General features: G+C 43.2%; 15 protein-coding genes, 1 tRNA gene and 1 riboswitch. Of the genes, 2 read left to right on the forward strand and 14 right to left on the reverse strand.

Annotated elements, in window-relative coordinates; genetic code table 11:
• Positions 1 to 179: 179 nt before the first annotated feature.
• The 10 genes from priA to mutA all read right to left on the reverse strand — a co-directional run bounded on the left by priA (position 180) and on the right by mutA (position 14677).
• Positions 180 to 2642 (reverse strand): replication restart helicase PriA, encoded by a 2463-nt coding sequence (gene priA / locus M1P97_RS17350; protein WP_249389712.1) that lies wholly within the window; start codon positions 2640 to 2642, stop codon positions 180 to 182.
• 71 nt (positions 2643 to 2713) lie between these two features.
• Positions 2714 to 3307, reverse strand: a complete 594-nt coding sequence (locus tag M1P97_RS17355) for a porin family protein (RefSeq protein WP_195374878.1) — start codon at positions 3305 to 3307, stop codon at positions 2714 to 2716.
• Positions 3308 to 3574: 267 nt separating this feature from the next.
• Positions 3575 to 3773, reverse strand: a riboswitch (cobalamin riboswitch).
• A gap of 41 nt (positions 3774 to 3814) precedes the next feature.
• Positions 3815 to 4636, reverse strand: a complete 822-nt coding sequence (murQ, locus tag M1P97_RS17360; RefSeq protein ID WP_249389713.1) for an N-acetylmuramic acid 6-phosphate etherase — start codon at positions 4634 to 4636, stop codon at positions 3815 to 3817.
• A gap of 14 nt (positions 4637 to 4650) precedes the next feature.
• A complete protein-coding gene (locus M1P97_RS17365) occupies positions 4651 to 5484 on the reverse strand; it encodes an ATPase (protein ID WP_249389714.1) in 834 nt (277 codons plus the stop codon).
• Positions 5485 to 5504: 20 nt separating this feature from the next.
• On the reverse strand, positions 5505 to 6788 hold the full coding sequence (locus M1P97_RS17370; protein ID WP_195374881.1) for an MFS transporter: 1284 nt from the start codon (positions 6786 to 6788) through the stop codon (positions 5505 to 5507).
• Positions 6785 to 7720: a DUF4922 domain-containing protein gene (locus M1P97_RS17375; RefSeq protein WP_195374900.1), complete on the reverse strand. Its 936-nt coding sequence runs from the start codon at positions 7718 to 7720 to the stop codon at positions 6785 to 6787. Before M1P97_RS17375 ends, M1P97_RS17370 begins: the two co-directional genes overlap by 4 nt.
• A gap of 30 nt (positions 7721 to 7750) precedes the next feature.
• The gene (locus tag M1P97_RS17380) at positions 7751 to 9217 is read right to left on the reverse strand and encodes a glycosyltransferase family 2 protein (RefSeq protein ID WP_249389715.1); all 1467 of its coding nucleotides are present in this window, start codon (positions 9215 to 9217) and stop codon (positions 7751 to 7753) included.
• Between the two features lie 98 nt (positions 9218 to 9315).
• Positions 9316 to 10527 carry a hypothetical protein gene (locus M1P97_RS17385; protein WP_195374883.1) on the reverse strand — a complete coding sequence of 404 codons (1212 nt, stop codon included), beginning with the start codon at positions 10525 to 10527 and terminating at the stop codon, positions 9316 to 9318.
• Positions 10528 to 10654: 127 nt separating this feature from the next.
• Complete coding sequence (gene scpA / locus M1P97_RS17390) at positions 10655 to 12802, reverse strand: methylmalonyl-CoA mutase (protein WP_195374884.1); 2148 nt, start codon at positions 12800 to 12802, stop codon at positions 10655 to 10657.
• 12 nt (positions 12803 to 12814) lie between these two features.
• A complete protein-coding gene (gene mutA, locus M1P97_RS17395) occupies positions 12815 to 14677 on the reverse strand; it encodes a methylmalonyl-CoA mutase small subunit (RefSeq protein WP_195374885.1) in 1863 nt (620 codons plus the stop codon).
• A 275-nt stretch (positions 14678 to 14952) separates the two neighbouring features.
• Here mutA and M1P97_RS17400 point away from each other — a divergent pair.
• Positions 14953 to 15025 (forward strand) — tRNA-Glu (locus tag M1P97_RS17400).
• A 318-nt stretch (positions 15026 to 15343) separates the two neighbouring features.
• Positions 15344 to 15559, forward strand: a complete 216-nt coding sequence (locus tag M1P97_RS17405) for a winged helix-turn-helix domain-containing protein (RefSeq protein ID WP_195374886.1) — start codon at positions 15344 to 15346, stop codon at positions 15557 to 15559.
• 75 nt (positions 15560 to 15634) lie between these two features.
• Here the strand turns inward: M1P97_RS17405 and M1P97_RS17410 are convergent, their stop codons facing one another.
• From M1P97_RS17410 to M1P97_RS17425, 4 genes are all read right to left on the reverse strand, one after another.
• A complete protein-coding gene (locus M1P97_RS17410; protein WP_195374887.1) occupies positions 15635 to 16003 on the reverse strand; it encodes an RNA recognition motif domain-containing protein in 369 nt (122 codons plus the stop codon).
• 218 nt (positions 16004 to 16221) lie between these two features.
• On the reverse strand, positions 16222 to 17421 hold the full coding sequence (locus tag M1P97_RS17415; RefSeq protein ID WP_195374888.1) for an alkaline phosphatase family protein: 1200 nt from the start codon (positions 17419 to 17421) through the stop codon (positions 16222 to 16224).
• Between the two features lie 81 nt (positions 17422 to 17502).
• Positions 17503 to 20613, reverse strand: coding sequence for a TonB-dependent receptor (locus M1P97_RS17420; RefSeq protein ID WP_249389716.1), 3111 nt, complete (start codon positions 20611 to 20613; stop codon positions 17503 to 17505).
• 162 nt (positions 20614 to 20775) lie between these two features.
• Positions 20776 to 22779, reverse strand: a complete 2004-nt coding sequence (locus M1P97_RS17425; protein ID WP_195374890.1) for a tetratricopeptide repeat protein — start codon at positions 22777 to 22779, stop codon at positions 20776 to 20778.
• Positions 22780 to 22967 lie beyond the last annotated feature (188 nt).

Genomic DNA, 22967 nt, shown 5'->3' on the forward strand with positions numbered 1-22967 from the left:
AACAAAAACATCCGTCTTATTTCGAGCGCAGCGTCTTGCCATACGATCGGCAAAGTTTTGCCAAGCCTAGTGGCAAAGTACTGCCATCAGTGTGGCAAGATAGTGCCATCCAGTTGGCAAAGCTGTGCCATGCCGTTGGCAAAACCAAGTCGTTGCAACAACACAGTAGTGTTACTTCCTTAAGCCGGATCTACATCGTAGTGTACCAGCAATTGTTTAAAGGGAAGATAACGTTGCATTTCCGAATGAATCGCTTCCAGTATTTCCCTGACCGGAGCAATCGCTGCCGCTATTTCGATCTTCAATACAATCTTTTTAATATGAAGTGTTTGCACACGAGTCACCGGCGGCGTAACAGGCCCCAACACACGTTCCCCCAGACGGACACGTAGTTTCTCGGCATACAAAACAGACATCTCCTGCAGGATCGCCTCGTTACGACTGCGAAGTACGAGCACAATCAACCTGTAGTAAGGCGGATATCTGAACATACTACGTTCGCTGAGTTGCAAACCGACCATTTCTTTATAGGCAAAATGCTGCACCATACGTATCAACGGATGTTCGGGCTGTGAGGTCTGCAAGATAACCGTTCCCTGTTTGTCCCTTCTTCCGGCACGTCCGCTAACCTGCACCATCAACTGGAATGCCCGTTCATGCGCCCTGAAATCCGGATAATTCATCAGGCTGTCGGCATTCAGTATGCCTACCACACTGACATTTCCGAAGTCCAGTCCTTTCGATAACATCTGGGTTCCGATAAGGATATGCGTTTTCCCTTTCTCAAAGTCGGCAATGATCCGTTCATAGGCTGTACGGGTACGAGCAGTATCAAAATCCAACCGCTCCACTTTTGCCGACGGGAACAGGGAAGCAATCTCCTCCTCCACCTTTTCCGTACCAAAACCCATCATCTTTAATTCCGTGCTCTGGCATTGCGGACAATGAGGCGGTAACTGGATCTTATAGCCACAATAATGACAAACCAGCTGATTGTGATATTTATGATAAGTCAGGCTGACATCGCAATTTACACAATGGGGAACCCAGCCACAACTCTTACATTCGATCAACGGAGCAAATCCACGGCGGTTCTGAAAAAGAATAGCCTGTTCGCCACGGGCCAGAGCCGCGTTTACTTTCTCTACCAATAATGGAGAGAAAAGCGTATCCTTCATGATCTTCTTCCGTTTCAGTTCCTTGATATCGACAGAGATAATCTCCGGCATCAGGCAGTCGCCAAAACGTGTAGTCAGTTCAACCAAGCCATATTTGTCGGTAGTAGCATTAAAATAAGAATCGATTGAAGGTGTAGCCGAGCCCAGCAAAGTCTTGGCCCCATGCATGCCCGCCAACACGATAGCCGCATTACGGGCGTGATAACGGGGTGCCGGGTCCTGTTGCTTGTAAGTATTTTCATGTTCCTCATCTACGACAATCAATCCCAGGTCCTTAAACGGAAGGAAAAGTGAAGAGCGTACTCCCAAGACCAACATAGGACCATTCCCATGCAATAGTTTATTCCAAACCTCTACCCGTTCGTTATCCGAAAATTTAGAATGATATACCAATAGCTTATCACCGAACAATTTTGCCAACCGTTCGGTTACCTGTGTCGTGATAGCTATTTCGGGCAGCATGTAGAGCACTTGCCGTCCCAACTTCAGTACCTCATCGATCAACCGGACATAGATTTCCGTCTTGCCACTCGAAGTAACTCCATGAAGCAGGCAAACTTCCTTCGAAGTAAACACGTCATGTATTTCACCATAAGCCTTCTCCTGTGCCGGGCTTAACGGACTAAGGGGTTGCAGACGGCAGACCGGAACCTGTAAACGCCCCACTTCTTTTTCATAACTTACCAGGACACCACGTTTCAAGAGTCCGTCCAGAATCGTGGAAGAGCAACCACTACGTTCCAGTAGCTCCTTCTTTGATACTTCCTGAACCAACGCCGGATTCAAGGCATGACTCAGATCCAGATAGCAAACTAACATAAGCTCCTGTTTCTTCGCCCGCTTAAAATCGGCAAATACAGCCTGTAACTGTTCTTCCGTGGCATATTCTTCCGATAAGCGAATGAAGGTTTGCATCTTCGGGACAAATCCCCGTTTCATTTCCTCACTCACTACTACCGCTCCACGGGCCATCAGGGAAGCAACTACGGGAACCACATTACGAAGCCCTGTCTTTTTCTCCAGTTCCGACACGGTCAGTTTCAGGACACCGGTAAAAGCATCCAGTACCGACTGTTCATTCGGCCTCAAAGGACCATCTGCCTCAAAGTCGGGATTATAGGTGACGGCCGTTTCACTTTCCAGCTTCAAGCCGGAAGGCAAGGCGGCTTTATAAACATCCCCCAGCTTACACATATAGTAGGATGAGATCCATTTCCAGAAACGGAGTTGCGGACGGCGCAATACGGGAGTCGCATCCAACAAGGCATAAATTTCTTTCGTTTCAAAATCCGTATCAGGCCTGCGTTCATGCACATCCATTACAATCGCCGTATAATAGCGCTTCTTACCGAAATGGACGATCACCCGGCAACCGGGAATGACGGCTGTCTCCAGATCGGAAGGAATACTATAGGTATAGCTATTCTCTAACGGAAGAGGCAATATGACATCTGCGTATTTCATTTACGAGGTCAAAAGTAACAAAAAAGGCCGGACTGTTAAAGTCCGGCCCTGCATATCTTTTCTATCTGTCATCAAAACAGAACTGCGGCTGTGATAGACCATCCACGGTTTTTAGCACCTCCCAAATCGAGTTTGTCGGCACTGTAATTGTCAGTCAATCCCAATCCGTAATTTATCCCTACCTGTAAATGGCTTATCAATTCAGCCCCTACACCGAAGTTAAGTCCTGCACTGAAATTCTTTGCTTTCATCTGTTCGCCTAAAACATTCCAGATTTTATCTCCTCCGACACGGAAACCGATATAGGGTCCGGCCGACAGATAAGCTTTAACAAGGGGAATACCGAATTTCCATTTCAAATTGACCGGTACATCGAGATAATCCGTTTTTATACTGGTATTTTCAGAGCCTTTCGCTTTCAACTCCAATCCTTTCTGAGAATAAAGGATCGCCGCATCCAGTCCGATTCCGACCAGTGGGAGTGTTGTCTCGATCATCGGACCGATCTGGAACCCTGTCACATTATCCGCCTTCAGTATATCGGAATTCAGATGAACGGACGATATGTTTACTCCCCCTTTTAATCCAAACTTCAGTTGGGACTTAGCCGGTAGGGCTATAAACATCATCAAAATAACCAAAACTAAACCTGTAACCTTCTTCATATTGCCTGTTGTTAATTAATTATGTTTACAAATAAACGCACTTTTCCTATAATAAACAAGTATTCCTATCATCCTGTTCATTCATAAAAAGGAAAGCATGCACCGGTTACGGAGCTCATCCCATAAACCGATCCATGCCTCTTTTCCTAATTATTATGGCAAAATAATTAAAAACAAAAACGTTCAGACAGCTATACGGGAAACGGGAGTAAGAATAGTGGAGACGTTAACCGACCTCCTGTTCTCTTCCGGCCTTTCCTCGAAGCCGTCGAAATAATATGCCTTGCAGGTCTTCTGACTTACTTCCGGTTTGAGCGCCTTCCCATTCAAAAAAGAACAGTGGCTTATGGTATTGCCCAATCTATAATGAAGCTTACAGCAGCGGGACTGTCCGGGATTTACACCCGATTCCCTTTTAATCCTTTCCTGCGGATACAGGTCCGGAACAATGCACGTCGCAAATATAGAGATATTTTCGTTTCGTTCTCCATCGGTTGATGAAAAATATTAATTATTATGTTTCCGATATTCATCAACGGCAGCCTTTACCGAGCCATACATCAGAAGGAGCCGCTGCGATTGGCCATAACTCAGCCCCAGTTCCTCTGCCACCATCCGCGTCCCCCGGTCGACCAGTTTCTGATTGGTCAATTGCATATTTACCATCCGGTTGCCTTTTACACGGCCCAACCGGATCATCACAGATGTTGAAATCATATTCAGAATCATCTTTTGCCCCGTACCGGACTTCATACGGGAACTGCCGGTTACAAATTCCGGACCGACAATCATTTCGATCGCCACATCGGCCTGAGCGGCCATGGGGGAATCCGGATTACTGGAGATAGAGGCCGTCAGTATCCCCTGCTCACGGGCTTTACGCAAAGCTCCAATCACATAAGGGGTCGTACCGGATGCAGCAATACCGATCACCGTATCTTTGGTTGTGACCTGATGCTCCTGCAATTCCTCCCAACCACGCTCCATATCATCTTCCGCATTCTCTACCGGATTGCGAAGAGCCGTATCGCCACCGGCAATCAGACCGATCACCAAAGTGGGGGGCATTCCGAAAGTTGGAGGTATTTCAGAAGCATCGAGCACTCCCAACCGACCGCTTGTTCCGGCCCCCAGATAAAAGATACGCCCTCCCTGTTTCATCCGGGGAACGATCTGATCTACCAGTTTCTCTATCTGGGGGATTGTTTTTTGCACTGCCAATGCGACCTTCCGGTCTTCTGTGTTTATATCTTCCAACAACTCCCGGACAGATTTATGTTCCAGGTCATTATATAATGAATCTTGTTCTGTTATTTTAGTAAATGACATAATTAAATATAAGTTTACTTACCATGATACGCAATCAATCCCTCCATCGGACTTTGCGCAACCGTTCCGAGACGGAGACCCAGATCGAAAGCAATATCTTTCAGTATTTCCTGATAATACCATGCAACTGAACCGACCAGGTGGACAGGTAATTCAAAACAATCATACTGCTTCACGTTCCGGGTAAAAAATGCCAGAAAGCTACGGGTGACCAGTTCCCAAATGGCAGGTTCATCCAAATGCTCCCGTATAAAAGGGGAAAGGCCGGCCAGAAAACGGTTGGGGAAAGGTTGCCGGTAAACCTTGTCCATAATCGATGCCGGAGTCAAGCCATATTGTGTAAGAAACTGCTCTTTCAGAGCCGGAGGCAGCAGGTCTTTCAATACATCCCCGATCAATAGTTTACCCAATACGGCACCGCTTCCTTCATCTCCCAGAATAAATCCCAGGGGAGAAACATTCTTTATAATCTCTTTGCCATCGTAATAACAGGAATTCGAACCGGTTCCCAGAATACAAGCTATCCCCGGCTCATCGCCACATAAAGCACGGGCAGCAGCCAAGAGATCACTCCCTACCTCAACAGGAACAGACAGATACCGGTTGACAGACCGCCGTATCATTTCATTCTTTTCAGGGAAAGCGCAGCCTGCCCCGTAAAAATATACGGCGGAAGGTATAAGGTCTTTTAATGCAGGCAGTAATCCGGTTTCAATCTCCTTCCCTATCTCCTCCTCCGTCTGAAAAAAAGGATTCATCCCCCGCGTTTGAAAACGAAGGGCTGGCTTTCCTCTTTCTATTACACACCAATCTGTCTTGGTGGAACCACTGTCGGCAATTAGTATCATATTTCCGTTTTATTACTTAATTAATCGATCGTTCTGTCTTTTTTACCGAATGCCGGATCTATCTTAAGGAAAGCTGTTACAGCCAGTGTGATCAGGCAACATCCCATCACCCACCAGAAGAAGTTCACATATCCGAGTTCTTCCTGCAACCACCCGGCAACCATCCCCGGAAGCATCATACCCAATGCCATAAAGGCGGTACATATCGCATAATGAGCCGTTTTGTGTTCTCCATCGGAGAAATAGATCAGGTACAACATATAGGCAGTAAAACCAAATCCGTAACCGAACTGTTCAACAAACACACATATATTAATGACCAGCAGACTTTCAGGAAGTGCACTGCTCAGGTAGATAAAAACCAGGTCAGGCAATGTGATTGCCAGCGCCATCGGCCAAATCCATTTCTTTAATCCACCATGCGCTGCCACGATTCCCCCGATAATACCTCCCAGTGTCAGGCCTATAATACCGATCGTACCATACACCAGGCCGATCTCAGAAGTAGTAAGTCCCAGACCACCCACTTCGCGCGGATCGATCAGGAAAGGCGTTACCAGCTTAACCAGTTGTGCCTCTGGAAAACGATAGAACAGCATGAACAGTATAGCGACCAATGCCTGCTTCTTCCTGAAAAACGAGACAAATGTAGCAAAGAATTCTTTAAATATGGTAGAAGCAGTAACTGTTACAGCCGCTTTATCGGACTTCGGAACCGGTAAAATATACTTATGATACAGGCAGAGACCGATAAATAGTCCGGCCAGGATCAGGAACGTGATCGACCAGGCGAACGGAATCTTTCCGGTACTGTCTTCCAAAGCGCCGGCCAGCATCACAAGCAATCCTTGTCCGGCAATGGTTGCAATGCGGTAAAAGGTACTTCGTATCCCGACATAGAAAGCCTGGTCATGCGAGTCGAGTGCCAGCATATAAAAACCGTCCGCTGCAATATCGTGTGTAGCCGAACTGAAAGCCACCAGCCAGAAGACGGCCAGGGTTAACTGAAAGAAATAATCCATCGGGATTGTAAAAGCGATACCGGCCAATCCTGCTCCTATCAGGAACTGCATGGTGACAACCCACCAGCGTTTCGTTTTCAACAGATCGACAAACGGACTCCAGAATGGTTTGATTACCCAGGGGAGATACAGCCAACTGGTGTACAGGGCTATATCGGTATTACTGATCCCCAGCCGCTTATACATGATAACAGAGATTGTCATCACGGCAACATAAGGCAATGCCTCTGCAAAATAGAGCGAGGGTATCCAGCACCAGGGGGATGTTCGTTTTGTTTTCATAAGAAGTATGATTTAGATTTACTGATTAACTGATCCATCTCCTCCGCAGAAAGGCAAGTTTCACTGATAATTTGCTGCAGGTCTCCGGAGGTCACCTTCCGGAAATCTTTTTCCAGTGGAGTGATAAAAACACCGGCCATTTCGACCGTTGCCGGGCTAATCAAGATATTGGCATCCCCTTCGGCATAATAGCAGGCAGGATGCAGTTTCTTTCGCGGATAAACACAGGTGATCCATTGTCCGGCTTCCGTCCAGACCAACACGTTCATCATAGGTTCGTACTCCTCGGCCCTGATGGGCAGCAAAGCGTACAGGTGGTTGAAAAGAGCGACAGAGTCTTCCTTATCTGCAGACACGAGAACGAACATCGGTTGCAGGAAATCCCTTAAAGCAAATAAAGTTGCCTGTCCGGCAGAAAACACCACCTCTTTCCGGGCCTTCCGCCAATTTGTCTCGAGCGGAAGAAAGCCTCTATTACCTGCCTGGAAATGCATATGATCGGGAGCTGATGCTCCACATTTCGGACCGTTATAAAAAATGATGAAATCTGTCAGGACTTCAGCCAGCGACAATATATCTTTATAACGGGAAAAGAGACGTTGTTCCTGATGTGCCCGGATCGGGATGGTCAGATGTTCGCGAAAGATAGGATATGGATTCACCATGATCTGATACTCTCCCCCGAAATCAATCCATCGTTGATTGCCGGGACGGTTCGCCTCACAAAGGAAACAGGGACGGGCAGCCAACGACTGTTTATCGATCTTCGCTGCCGACGAACGGATACGCTCCGGATTGAACTGAAGAATAACGGGATAACCGTTTACCTCCAATGTACGGGTCTGCACCTTTTCAAGAGCGGCATAGTTTACCTGTGCCAGTTCCCAAAAGGTAAGATGTTCGCGTATTAATTCTTTAGCCTGTTGATTTATATTTTCCATTATTATTTATCCTTCCATGCTTCATAAAACATTTCCACGTGCCCTCAACTCCCGTGTACGCAGGCTGTCTTTATAAGCATTATATTCATTAATCTTGTGTATATCGAGCGAAGCATCTGTATTGTCTTCCCAACGCCGGCAAAGATACAGGACTTCATAAATCCGGCCGATCGCGTAAGTGCGTGAAATAGCCAGACCGATCGCGTAATCTTCACCATAACTTACGTTCGGCATCTTTATTTCGCGGAGTATCGGAGTATAAAAGGCTCTCGGTGCTCCCAGCCCGTTGATACGTAATGCATTATTACGTCCGTTTTCCGGCGTCCATTCCCGGTGGTCGATAATGCCCGGTGGTATTTCATTCAGGTCGAAGTCGGTCATTTTATAGGTTCCGATTACCATTGCACATTTTTCAGCGTAGAACGTATCGACAATCTTCTGTAATGTATCCGGCCCGCTATATACGTCATCGCTGTCGAGTTGAATACTGAACTTACCACATAACGGATGAGCCGCAGCCAGATTCCAGCATCCGCCTATCCCCAGATCGTCACGTTCGGGAATCAGATGAACCAACCGGTCGTCGGAAGCATAACGACGGATCACCTCGGTGGTCCCGTCTGTGGAATGATTATCTACAATGATCAGATTAAACTTAAACGAAGCCTGTTGCATAAACACGGAACGGATAGCATCTTCGATGGTTCGTACCCGATTGCGGACAGGGATAATCACGGTGGCTTCATATTTGAAGCCTCTCGATTTAAACTTCACTGATTGGATTTTCTTTTTCAAATATTCTTTACTATACCTCAGGGTAGAAGTGAATGCAACTTCCATTTCCAACTGAACATCCCGTTTTTTAGGATTTACATAATCAAACTGCTTTTCCCCGCTTTTACGGATATCTTCTTCCAGGAATGTATACAGATACTCTCTGATATGAATAATTCCCCCCGGTAAAGCAGCACAAGAAAGCCGAAAACGATACAAACCGGCATATTTATATTCAGGAGTCTTACTTACAAGCCGCCCCATATAAGTGTCTAATACATTATATTTAATCATCAGCAACGGCCCGAAATCAAAATCATCCCGAACACTTCCCAACTGGTAATCATTCACCGGATGGTTCTTTTTAGTTCCGTTTGATATCTCATAATAATCGGCATAAACAATCCGGTTATATTTAGACTCTTGAAGAACCGTATCCATCCGTTCCAATGCATATTGCCCAAACCGGATCAGGCCGGGACGGAGATAAAGCAAAATATTTTTCCCTTCCGCATGTTCATGGATAGAACACAGCGTTTGTGTGCTGGTCAATGTATCGACTAAGAGTATCTCACAACCGGGATATGGCTCGGCATCGGGATTGGAGGTCATCAAGTAAATCTTATCGATAAGCCCCGTTTTATTCAACTCTTCAACAACAGAAGCCAGTTGTCCGGGAGAAATATAAGGTAAAAAACAATTGATCGATTCCATATAGTAATAAGTTTATCTTTATTGTGGCGTAAACATAAACAAAAAAGGCCGTTTCTCAAACGAAAAACAGCCCTATTACTTTCTTCTAAAAGATAAATTTATCCCCAATTCCAGTCACCTTCTCCCAAGAAGCCACCATCACCGTGAGTTTGCCCGTACCGCTTAAGGAATGATTTCAAACCGGAAACAGTAGAGACAGAAGATACATATTCTTCGATGCCTTTCATATCTTTTTTATGACGGGTAAACAACATATTCATCTGAATAGGCAGATCCTTCCATGCAAAGTTACGCAGTTGGGTATACGGTCCTTCTACACCAGGAATCGGAACGTTTTTGACAATTCTCAACTGTTCTTCAAAACAGATCAATAAATAACGAAGTTTCATATTATATGCCATAAGGTCTTTTTCTTCGACTGGAGCTGCCATCGCAACTTCTTCCATCCATTCAACCTGTGTGATCAAAAGAGCAGCCAGATTTTTTTTGGCATTATCGACAGCTAACTGCTTCAAAAGTTCTTCTTTCCGGGCAGTACGCACTTCATCATCCACCCCTCCTTTGTAAAACTCTCTTACCATATCTACATAGAGTTTCTTCATTTCTCCGATGGCCTGGTTTATCTGAAGTTGTTCGATTAGAAGTCTCTTGGATACTTTTTTTACCCCAGCATCTTTTGTTTTACGTCCGGCACGCTTCGGTTTTTCTCCGGTAGCTGCCAGAATCGCTTTAAGGTCCTTCGCTTCGATATAATCAGAAACAGCAGTCAGCAATTCGTTTTCCGTCTTCGCAGCCTCCATTGCTTTATTGACCCTAATTCCACAACGATTGACAAACAGGCTTAAAGTATCTTCCACAGCTTCCTGATCCAACTCCTCACGACTCATACCGAGAGTCAGTTCGTCATATTTATATTTCAACTCTAAAAGATGTTCACGCTGTTCGTCGGTAGTCACGAAATCTTCGACTCCCTGGCTCTCTTCTGCAAAAAGATCGAGTAGTGTCTCCTTTTCGCCGGAAGTCAGTTCTCCACTTTCATAAGCCTCATCCAGATAAACAAGATACTTATATTTTAAAGCTGTTTCTTTTTCGAATACAGGTTTGGCATTCCGTTCAAAAAAATCTTTGATACGTTCTTCCTTTTCCGGTATCAGATAGATTTCCTCTTTTTGGCTGGCTATCTTCTTCCTTATACAATTTAATTCTAATTGTGCACCGGACAATTGCTCTCCTTCTTTTCTATCGGATAAACGACGGGAGATGTCGTTTCTTCCCGTTCTGCCCTCATGAAAATGTCGTTGTTTTGCCATTTTTATATGTATTTAATTATGTGAGTATGTTCTTTGTGTATATAGATTCGTGCACATTGGATAAAAGAACTGCGTAGTTCTCTACAGAAAACTACGCAGTATCAATCTGTAAGATATTCAGCTATTATTATTCTCCTAGCAGGATTTCCAGGATCTGAACAGCAGCCTTAGCCACTGAAGTACCCGGGCCGAAGATAGCAGCAACACCTGCTTTGTACAGGAAGTCGTAGTCCTGTGCAGGGATTACACCACCTGCGATAACGATGATGTCTTCGCGGCCTAGCTTCTTCAGTTCATCAATAACCTGCGGGATCAATGTCTTGTGTCCGGCAGCCAGAGAAGAAACCCCCATTACGTGAACGTCATTTTCAACAGCCTGACGGGCAGCTTCTGCCGGAGTCTGGAACAACGGTCCCATATCCACGTCGAAACCACAGTCTGCATAACCTGTTGCAACAACTTTAGCACCACGGTCGTGTCCGTCCTGACCCATCTTAGCGATCATGATACGAGGCTGGCGACCTTCTTTCTTAGCAAACTTTTCCGTCAGCTCGCAAGCTTTGATGAAGTCTGCGTCTTTCTTTGTTTCTGATGAATACACGCCTGAAATAGTTCTGATGATTGCTTTATAACGTCCCACAACAACTTCGCAGGCATCCGAGATTTCTCCCAATGATGCACGCAGGCCGGCAGCCTTAACAGCCAGTTCCAGCAAGTTGCCTTTCTTAGTTTTTACACATTCAGTGATATCGGCCAATGCCTGCTGAACAGCTGCTTCATCGCGGTTTTCACGCAAAACCTTAAGAGCTGCTACCTGTTCATTACGAACGGCAGTGTTGTCGATTTCAAGGATATCGATCGGATCTTCTTTCGGCAAACGGTATTTGTTAACACCTACGATTGTCTGAACACCAGAGTCGATACGAGCCTGTGTACGGGCAGCAGCTTCTTCGATACGCATCTTCGGAAGACCTGTTTCGATAGCTTTTGCCATACCGCCCATACTTTCGATTTCCTGGATCAACGCCCAACCTTTGTGTACCAGTTCGTTTGTCAAAGACTCTACATAGTAAGAACCGGCCCATGGGTCGATTTCCTTACAAATCTTTGTTTCTTCCTGGATATAGATCTGTGTGTTACGGGCGATACGTGCAGAGAAGTCTGTCGGCAATGCGATAGCTTCATCCAGCGCGTTGGTGTGCAGAGACTGTGTATGTCCCAGTGCAGCAGCCATAGCCTCGATACAAGTACGACCAACGTTGTTGAACGGATCCTGTTCCGTCAACGACCATCCTGAAGTCTGGCAGTGAGTACGCAATGCCAGTGATTTCGGGTTCTTGGCACCGAAGCTCTTCACGATCTTCGCCCACAACATACGTGCAGCACGCATCTTGGCGATTTCCATGAAGTGGTTCACACCGATAGCCCAGAAGAATGACAGACGCGGAGCGAATGCATCCACATCGATACCAGCGTTCACACCGGCACGAAGATATTCCATACCGTCGCACAGCGTATAAGCCATTTCGATATCTGCTGTAGCACCGGCTTCCTGCATATGGTAACCGGAGATAGAGATAGAATTGAACTTCGGCATCTTCTGTGATGTATATTCGAAGATATCAGCGATGATCTTCATAGAGAATTCAGGTGGATAGATATAAGTATTACGCACCATGAACTCTTTCAGGATATCGTTCTGAATCGTACCGGCCATTTCTTCCAACTTAGCGCCCTGTTCCAGACCTGCGTTGATGTAGAATGCCAATACCGGAAGAACACCACCGTTCATAGTCATGGAAACAGACATCTTGTTCAAAGGAATACCTGCGAACAGAACTTTCATGTTTTCCAGAGAACAGATAGATACACCAGCTTTACCAACGTCACCCACAACACGTTCGTTGTCGGCATCGTATCCGCGGTGTGTCGGAAGGTCGAATGCAACAGACAGACCTTTCTGACCGGAAGCCAGGTTACGGCGATAAAATGCATTCGATTCTTCTGCTGTAGAGAAACCGGCATACTGGCGGATCGTCCAGGGACGCATCGCATACATACCGCTATACGGGCCACGCAGATAAGGAGGCAGACCGGATGCATAGTTCAGATGCTCCATACCTTCCAGGTCTTCTTTCGTATAAACAGGTTTCACCTCGATATGCTCAGGTGTTTTCCAATCGGCTTCAATGCCATTGGCTTTTGCCCATTCGGCAGCATTGGTTGCTGCAAAACCGGCATTCTTGATATCTATGTTTTTAAAATTTGGTCTCATAATTGTTTCTACTTAAGCGATTCCTAATTTTGCGTTGAAAGCCTTCAATGTTTCGAGCACGTTGCTCTTTACATTAATAAATTGATCGATACCCTGAGCTTTCAGGTCTTCCATACATTCAGGAGCACCGGCTACAACAAACTCGGCACGTCCGGCCAATGCTTTATAAGCAGCAGGAGCAAATTCTGCATATTCGTCATCACTAGAACAAAGAACAACGATCTGAGCACCTGCTTTCATGGCAGCATCAACACCGGCTTCTACTGTTTCGAAACCTAAGTTATCAATTACCTTGTATCCAGCACAAGCAAAGAAGTTACTTGAGAACTGTGAACGGGCAATACGCATAGACAAGCTACCGATAGTCAACATGAATACCTTCGGAGTCTTACCGCTATTTTCCGTTGCCAAGCGCAATGCTTCGAATTCAGATGCACCACGGGAGAAATCAAGAGGAGTAACAGTCGATTCACCACAAGAGTGACCACCGCCACAACAGCAAGAAGCTGTTTCTTTAATCTTACCGGCAGCTACTTCTGTGAAGTTCGGGAACTGGTTAGAACCCAGCAGGATTTCGCGACGGGTAGCAACAGCTTTCTTACGAGCTACGTTAGAAGCATTTACTGCATTCTGTATGTTACCGTTAGCCACTTCAGCACCGAAACCGCCTTTGTCTTCTACTTCCAGGAACAGTTTCCAGGCAACGTCGGCCAACGAGTTAGTCAGTACTTCTACATAATAAGAACCGGCAGAAGGATCGACCACCTTATCCAGGTGACATTCTTCTTTCAGTAACAATTGCTGGTTACGTGCGATACGTTCCGAGAAATCGTCCGGAGTCTGATAAGTCTTATCGAACGGACGGACAGTGATAGAATCGACACCCGCCAAAGCTGCAGACATCGCTTCAGTCTGAGAACGCAACAGGTTTACGTGAGCATCGTAAACAGTCATGTTCCATTCGGAAGTCTGAGCATGTGCATTCATCTTGCAAGCGCAGTTGCATGCAGGATTGTAGGCTGCAACGATCTCTGCCCACAACCAACGGGCAGCACGGAACTTCGCGATTTCCATGAAGTAGTTAGAGCTGATACCCAGATTGAATTTGATCTTCTTGGCAACTTCGTCAGCACTGAAACCGGCTTCAGTCAGTTTCGCCATCAGTTCGTTACCCCAAGCCAATGCATAACCCAGTTCCTGAGTGATATAAGCACCGGCATTGTTGAAGTAGAAACCGTTTACAGCTAATACTTTATAACCGGGTAAAGCCTGTCCTGCTTTGAGCACAGCAGATGCAGCTTCCACCCAATTTCCATTTTCTTTACCTTTCACCAACGGTTTTTTGAAAGGATCATAATTGACAGAACCGAAACACTTGTTCAGGTCGACATCTTTTCCTTTCAGGTAATATTCCAGGATACCGATCAGCTTTTCAGCCTTGCAGTTGCAAGTATTGAAGTTCAATTCAGTAGCTTCCGGACAGATACCGCTCAATAAAGTGGCAATATTGTCGGCATTTACTTCATCACCTTTAATAATGAAACCGAGTGAAGTAACGCCTTTAGTCAGCAGGTCAAGAGCCTTTTCGTTGGCTTCTTTGAAACAAGTTACTTCAATGTTCTGGCGTACCTTCCAATCGTTATCCTTCTTTGTTCCGCGAACATAAGGGAATTCACCGGGAAGAGACTCGGTTGTCTTCAGTCCTTCGATGTCTTCTGCACGATAGAAAGGATTTACATTAAATCCTTCGCCTGTCTTCCAAACAAGCTTTTTCTCAAACGGAGCACCTTTCAGGTCAGCCGTGATCTTCGCCATCCACTCTTCAGTAGAGACCGGAGCGAATTCTGAGAAAAGTTTTTCTTTTAGTTCTGCCATAATATTAGTTATTTATAATACTGGTATTAGTAATTGTTCAATAGTATATTGTTCAATAACAGAGGGCAAAGGTAGAATAAATAAACAGGAAGAACAATGAAATATAAACGAAAATGCGCTTACTTTTAACGCCTTTTAGTGGTACAAGGACAATTCTTGTATCATTCTGACAGAGCCGGATAAAATTCTTTACATTTTTTCTGCATAAAGAGAACACCGAAAAGAAATAATACTTAATTTTGCAGCGTCAAACAATGAAAACTATGACACGAAACGGTGCATTCGTCTAGTGGCCTAGGACGCCGCCCTCTCACGGCGGAAACTCGGGTTCGATCCCCGGACGCACTACTAAAAAAGCCTGCTGATTCATTTCGGCAGGCTTTTTTGTTAACTTTCCCCACTATAATGGGAATACTTACCCACTGTAGTGGACCTTTTTCCCCACCATAGTGGGGATATTCTTTCACTGCAGTAGAAATTACTATCAGAGTAGAGCTATTATCTCTATCCATACTTTATAAGAAGTGCTTCTGACCGTTTGTGTGGATTAAAGTTAACAGGAATCATCCGTTTTCTAAAACACGCTAAAAAAACGAAGCGATTATATCATTTTCGTTTCAAATTCTGTTTAATAAAACATACCATAAACATAAAACAGAGTTTGTCATGACGAAAGGAACAATTGGATTGAATGCAGGTACTATCTGGAATCTGTTACTGGATGGTGGATGTTGGAGTTTAGAGGAGCTAAAAAAAGCGACCTCATTGTGTGAAGCTGATTTATGGTCTGCAATCGGATGGCTAGCCCGCGAAAATAAGATTCAGATCAAAAGTGCAAATAGTCAACTGGCTTTTTGTCCGGGAATGAATTACGATTTTTAGCGCATTAAACTCCTTATGATAGAAATAAAAAAAGCGACCATCTCTGATCGCTTTTTTTATTTATCGTAGATAGAATTAATATCTTCCACCGCCTCTGTTAGAGCCGTAGCCACCGCCACCACCTCTGTTAGAGCCATAACCGCCACCGCCTCTGTTGGAACCGTAGCCGCCGCCTCTATTGCCGCCTCTGTCGCTTCTTTCTTCTCTCGGTCTGGCTTCTGTTACATTGATGATTTTTTCATCATAGCTTGCCTGGTTTAGTTCTTCAATTGCTTTTTTTGCTAACTCGTCATCGCTTAATTCTACAAAACCGAATCCTCTTGAACGGCCGGTTTCTCTGTCTGTAATAACTTTTGCAGAAGTAATTTCACCATAATCTGCAAATAATTCTCTTAAGTCAGCATCTGTGATGTTGTAACTTAAATTTGAAATGTAAAGATTCATTTTGTAAACTTTAATTTAATTGTTTATTGAGCCTGAATGTGTTGGATAAAAAGTTTACTTTACAAATCAAGTTGCGAGCAATTACTTCTAATACAAACTTAAGTCAATCTCAAATATTCCACAAATGTAATTGATTAATCCGGGTATTTTACTATAAAATCAACAAACTTCGTAAAAAAGTCTGATTTTTCTGTTTTATCTATATTTACTTCCAACTTCTACCGAAATAAAGCATTGACTACCAGACTATCTCCGTCATTCGGCGCAGGCTTGATATCTAATAAACGTGCTATTATCTGATACAGATTCACATTTGCCATTACCGGTAATTCCACATGTTGCCTGAAAGATGGTCCTGCAGCATAAAATATAGCCTCCATCTCCGGAGCGAAATTGTCATACCCATGTGTAGCAGCGAGCCTTGGACGAGATTCGGGCCGAAAATCCAAATAGGTTCCAATATCCGGCATTACAAATAAATCGCCGATGCGGGGATTTGAGCCATAAATATACTTCTCCGGTATTTCATTTTTCTTCCACACTTTTATATGGGGTACTTCCTTCAGGATTGCATATGCCTTTTCCGTATATCCGTCTTTCGGATACAACAGGGTCGGGACACCGTCAAATATATAATCGAAACTATCCCTAGGCAAATAGTCATTCAGATTGACATATCTATCCGGAGTAAAAGTAGCCATCCCATGATCGGAAAGAACAATAAAATCTATCTTATCAAAAATATCCAGTTTACGGGCTTCATTAAAGAAATGATTCAGTACCCGATCCAACTCCTCTACTTTTTGCAAGGTTGCCGAAGAATCGGGGGTACAGACATGACCGATCCCATCCGGTTCCTCTATATACCACATAACCAAGTGAGGGCGTATATCTTCCGGTAAACGCAACCAAGCAACTACAGAATCCGCACGGTCTGAATAAGGGACGTGTTTATCAAATGGTTTCCAGATAGAAGGCTGACGTCCCTGAATCGGATATTCACTGCCTACCCAGAAGAAAGAAGCGGTATGCACACCTTGTTTCTCTGCTGTATTCCAGATCGGTTCGCCTCCATAAAAGCCAGGAGTCGGATCTGCCATGCGATAAACACTATCCAGGTCGGAAGCATAGAAGAAATTATTAACCAAACCATGATGATCCGGATGTAAACCGGTCGCCATACTATAATGGTTGGGAAAAGTTACACTGGGAAAAGAAGGACGAAAGGCAGCACGTATCCCGACTTTCGCCAGAGAATCCAATGTCGGGGTATAAGCACGATCCGGATAGTCAGACCGAAAACCATCCATGGAAAGAACAACCACATAACGGTCATTATGCTTAGACGCAGAACAACCGGAGAGAAGAATACCGGCAAGAGCTGCGCATACTAAAAACAAACATAAATATCTTTTCATATCCATATCAGCTAAAAAAAAGAGGTTCACAAAGATAGCGAACCTCTCCCGATTATTTAATTCAAATCACAAAATACACAGTTAGAAAATATAGCGTAAACCGATCTGAGCCTGCCAACGTGAAGTTATTACCGTATTCGTATACATATCACCCGGATCACGGAACTGATAAGTAAACTGACCATCCTTACCAGCAGATGCAGTTACAGGCGTCAGATCATATCCAGTAGAAGTCTGATGATATAATCCCCATTTCTTATTGAATAAATTTCCGACATTTAATATATCAAAATTTACTTGCAGAGTATGCCTTCTTCCTGCCACATTCATAAAGAAATTTTGCGCAATATGAAAATCAAAATGATGCTCAAACGGCATTACTAATTGATTTCGTTTCATATGGTCCCCTTTTGTTCCTCTGATTTCTTTATTTCCTTCAATCCATTTAATAAAAGCATCCTTTTGTTCTGCTGCAGTTGAAGTAACTTTTCCACTTGAAACAATATCAGTAAAAACCATTTTTTCACGCTCTGCGTCTGTCGGTATATATAACAAGTCATTTCCATACCCATCACCATTTAGATCTTTGGAGTATAGCAAAGAATAACGCCCACCGGTCTGACCATTATAAAACAGACTCACAGTCGTTGCAAAATGTTTTGCATATTCTTTTGTATAAGATACAGAAGCAACTATACGATTACGCACGTCAAACATAGACCAGCTTAACTCCGGAGCAACATCTCCTCCATAAACAGGATTATATTTCCAGCCGGAATAAGCCTGTGATGAATTTCCATCTGTTAAGGATTTAGCTTGCCCGTAAGTATATGCTACCATGGCATTTAAACCGAAATCAAAAGACTTCTCAACTTTACCTGTTACATTATACGTATATCCTTTATTCGTATTAGTTAAATACATTATTTGTGTAAAGTTATCATCGACCTTTTTATAAGTAGGACGATTATCTCCCCCATTATTTAAGCTACCATTGGGTTGATAATTGATATTTTCATATAAAATATTGTTTAAGGTTTTTGAATATAAACCCTCTAAACTGACACGGACATCATAAGGTAAAGTATGTTCCAAGGCCAGATTCGCACGAAAAACAGAAGGATATTTAAAATCTTTATCAACAACATTCACCTCTGAGGTAGCTGGCGATTCATATTGCTTTGACGGGTCAATACTAAAATGAAAATCATCCGGACCTACTTTCGGCATATTATAAGAATTTAAAGATGTACGGCTTACTTCAATACCAGTATTCGTAAAACTATTCGATATCCAGACAAAAGGAATACGTCCAGTAAAAATACCTACACCACCACGTATTAAAGTCTTACGGTTTTCATCCAAATTCCAACGGAAACCAACACGAGGCGACCACAACACTTTGGTTGAAGGTAATTGGTTAGTAGCAACATTGTACTGTTTTGCTATATCCGAATTATTAAATGTTTCATTTGCCAACGGTTTATCAAAAAACAACGGTATATCCATTCGCACTCCATAAGTTAATCGAAACAAATTCGTCACATTCCATTCATCCTGCGCATAAAAGCCTAATTGTGCGGCACCAAATTCAGGAGCCCAACGGTTTGTTCCGGTTATTTCCGGGCGTGTTACCGAATAATCATAATACTTAGGAGCTACTTCATTAGCGGTCCCTACAGACAGAAAATCATCCAATGAGCTATAAGTATAAGAACCATAATTGTTTGTCAGATAAAGATTACTCATTTTAAAAAACTCATTATATGTCCCCACTGTGACAGAATGATTTCCTATCATTTTAGTCAGATTATCCGTTAATGTAAAAATATCCTGATTTAATGAGTTCGCCATAGAAAATCTTTCCGTCCCAAATTCCAATGAAGTGTTTTTGTAGAGTTGTTCTATCTTGACATAAGGCATAGCTTGTCCCAGCGGATCACGATTATCACGTACACGAGTCCATCCCACACGCAACTCATTCGCCAATAAAGAACTTATCTGTGTATTTAATTCTGCAACAATGGAATGAGTGGAATTCTTCATATAATATCCATTATCATTCAAACGAGCTGCAGCCAGTTTATTGGAAAAATTCATACTACGTGCATCAAGTAAACTATACCGAAGTGTAAATTTATTTTTATCATTCGCATTCCAATCGATACGGGCTAAAAATTTATTCGAATAAGTATCTACATCCAAAGGACCATAACCTCCTCCATTATAACCTCCTGTCAATTGAGATATTTTATTAATAATCAGGTCGACTTCATTTTTATCTAATTTAGAACTTTCTGTGCCAATATTATTTGTTGTTGGATAAATTTCTTTTACACGTTCAAAGTTCGTAAAAAAGAACAACTTATTTTTAATGATCGGACCACCCAATGTAACTCCATAGGTCTCGGATGATTGATCATCCAAACGTGTACGCTCCTTTACATCACCTGGTGTTTTTCCATAAAATTTTTCATTATTATAATATCCATAAACCGATCCATGAAATGTATTCGTTCCGGATTTTGTGATTGCATTAATACCACCACCAGTAAATCCACTCTGACGTACATCAAATGGAGCAATTACCACTTGAATTTCTTCAATAGCATCCAATGAGATTGGATTTGCTCCAGCCTGATCACCATTTGTTCCACTGGCAGACAATCCAAACACATCATTATTAGCCGTTCCATCGATCTGAAAGGAGTTATATTTATTACTTGAACCAACAAACGACATTCCACTACTCGTGTTAATCCCCATCGGATTCATTTTTGTAATATCGAAAATACTCCGGTTAACGGAAGGAGTTGACAATATCTGTTCCTGATTAAAATTCTGCGCAGCCCCTGTTTTCTGAGAATTAAACAGCGCAGCCTTCGAAGCCGTCACAACCACTTCTTCCAGCGATAACGATTCCGTCAAATTAACATCGAGCAGATAAGTTTCACCCAATTGAAGAGTAATGTTTTTATATATAGCTTTCTGATATCCGACATAAGACACTTCTACCGTATACGGGCCACCGATACGCATTCCCTGTAAACTATAACGCCCGTCAACATTTGTCACTGTTCCATATGTAGTACCGGAAGGTTCATGGACAGCTTGTACTGTCGCTCCAATCAGCAGTTCGCCTTCCGCCGTCACTTTTCCACTAATCCCGGAAGTTGTAACCTGGGCATCCAATGCGAATGTCAGACAAAAAAGAAAAAGAATGAATACAAATACGCCCCTCATACTAAGTAGTGTTTAAATAAAACAATCAATACATTTTTTATAAAACACCACAAAGATATATAATCTATATTACGAAACCATTACGATTCCTTTTGATTTTTATGGTCTTTCTTAAATATTTCTATTTTCTCTCAGACTATCTGCAATATCCTGATGCTGCCTGGCAAGCTCTTCTTCCCCCACATAACGGTATGCCTCGGCCAGATACTCGTGTGCTGAAGCATGTTTCGACTTTATGGATACAGCTTTTTGAAGGTCCGCAACAGCTTCTTCATAATACTTCATACGCAGGTAACATTTCCCACGATTATACCTGGCTTTAAATGAAAGAGGACTCAACCGGACAGCTTCGTTCAAAGCAACCTGAGCATCATAAGTTTCACCCAAATCCAGTAATGTAACCCCTTTACGAACCCAGGCATCCACATATTCCGGATAAAGTTTCAACGCTTTATCAAAAGAACGCAAAGCGGCATTCGGATCATTGGCTTTTGTAACACATTCGTTCCCCATCAAATAATACTCATGAGCATATTCTTTCAGTATTTCCCGCTGTGCATACAGTTCCTCTTTCAATTTCTTTATTTGCTCCTGCTGCGTATTGATCTGTTGAAGTTTGGAACGAAGCAACCGTTGAACCAAAGGGTTACCGAGTTCATTGCGTTTTCCGACTGCCATGGAAAATGACTCTACAGCATTCTTCATATCTCCACGGTTAAAATCATGAACCGCACGTGCATAGAGGAGTTCAGCCTCACTTTCACGAAGACTTTTATCAATGAGTTCCTTATTATTAAAGATCTGACTGAACTGAACAATCTCCTTACGTACAAATATATCACGAGAAGTAACCCGGCTCTTTAAGACCAGCCCTTCAAGTGAAGTACAGCGACTTAAAGCGACATAAGTTTGTCCTCCGGCAAAAACACCTCCGGTAAGATCCACTACAACCCGGCTGAAAGTAAGTCCCTGACTTTTATGTACAGTAATAGCCCAGGCCAGACGGATAGGTAATTGTTCGAATGTTCCGACAATTTCTTCCTCTATCCTCTTTTCTTTCTCATTATATTTATACTTATAATTACGCCATGAAGTCGGCTCAACCAAATGTTCGATTCCATTTTCAAGCAAGACATAAACATTTCCGTTCTCGTCAATACCGGATACCATTCCGATAGTTCCATTCACCCAGCGCCGTTCATGATCATTATCGATAAAAATAACCTGTGCCTGGTCTTTAATCGCCAGGTTCAGTTGAGTCGGCAAAGATGATTCCGGGAAATCACCGTCTATACGTCCTATAGAAATAAATTCTTCACCGGGAAGTTCCGATAATCTTTTTTCATTGATAAAATCCACCTGGTCACGACGCGTAGCTAACGTTATATACATATCTTCGTTGCGTGGAACAAACTCCGGAAAATAACGGCCATTCAATGTATCCAGTTCTTGTTTCGTGGCCGCATTATTGCGTATCCGGTCCAATATATTGATAAAGACAGGATCTGTTTGGCGATATACTTTCTGCAATTCTATCGGCACCAGGTTGATAGAATTAAAAACACGGGCCGAGAAAAAGAACGGACTGGCATAGAAAAGACTCAATATTTCTTTCTGATCCGACGGGACCACCGGCTCCAATTGAAAGACATCTCCCACAAACAATAATTGTTTACCTCCGAAAGGTAAACGCATATTTCCGGAAAACACACGTAAAATACGGTCTACACAATCAATTATATCGGCCCGTACCATTGAAATCTCGTCGATAATGATCAGCTCCACTTCTGAAATAATCTTCCGATGTTCCTTTCTGTATTTAAAGAATTCAAAAATTCTTCCATCTTTCAAGCTCAGATCCGGATCATCAGGCAACATTGGACGGAACGGTAATTTAAAGAAAGAATGTAACGTCACTCCCTCTGCATTTATAGCAGCAATCCCGGTCGGTGCTAATACAACATATTTCTTTTTGGTATGAGCACAGATGTATTTAAGAAATGTAGACTTGCCCGTACCTGCTTTCCCGGTCAGGAAAACAGACTGGCGCGTGTGAGTGATCAGCTGCAAAGCATCCTGAAACTCCTTGTTGTCTGTATCTAATTGAAATTCCAATCGTGTAAATTTTGAGTAGACAAAGCTAAATAATATTTTAAATACTGCCCTAAAAAAGGATATAATTTATTTGGATATATCCTTTTTTAGGGCTTAATTTGTGATATCAAAATAATATCAAATAATTATCATTACGAAATCATAAGAAAGAGCATTTAATGACATCAGTATTTCTGTTTTACCGGCAA

This window comes from Parabacteroides leei (assembly GCF_023369805.1).
Lineage (GTDB): Bacteria > Bacteroidota > Bacteroidia > Bacteroidales > Tannerellaceae > Parabacteroides > Parabacteroides leei.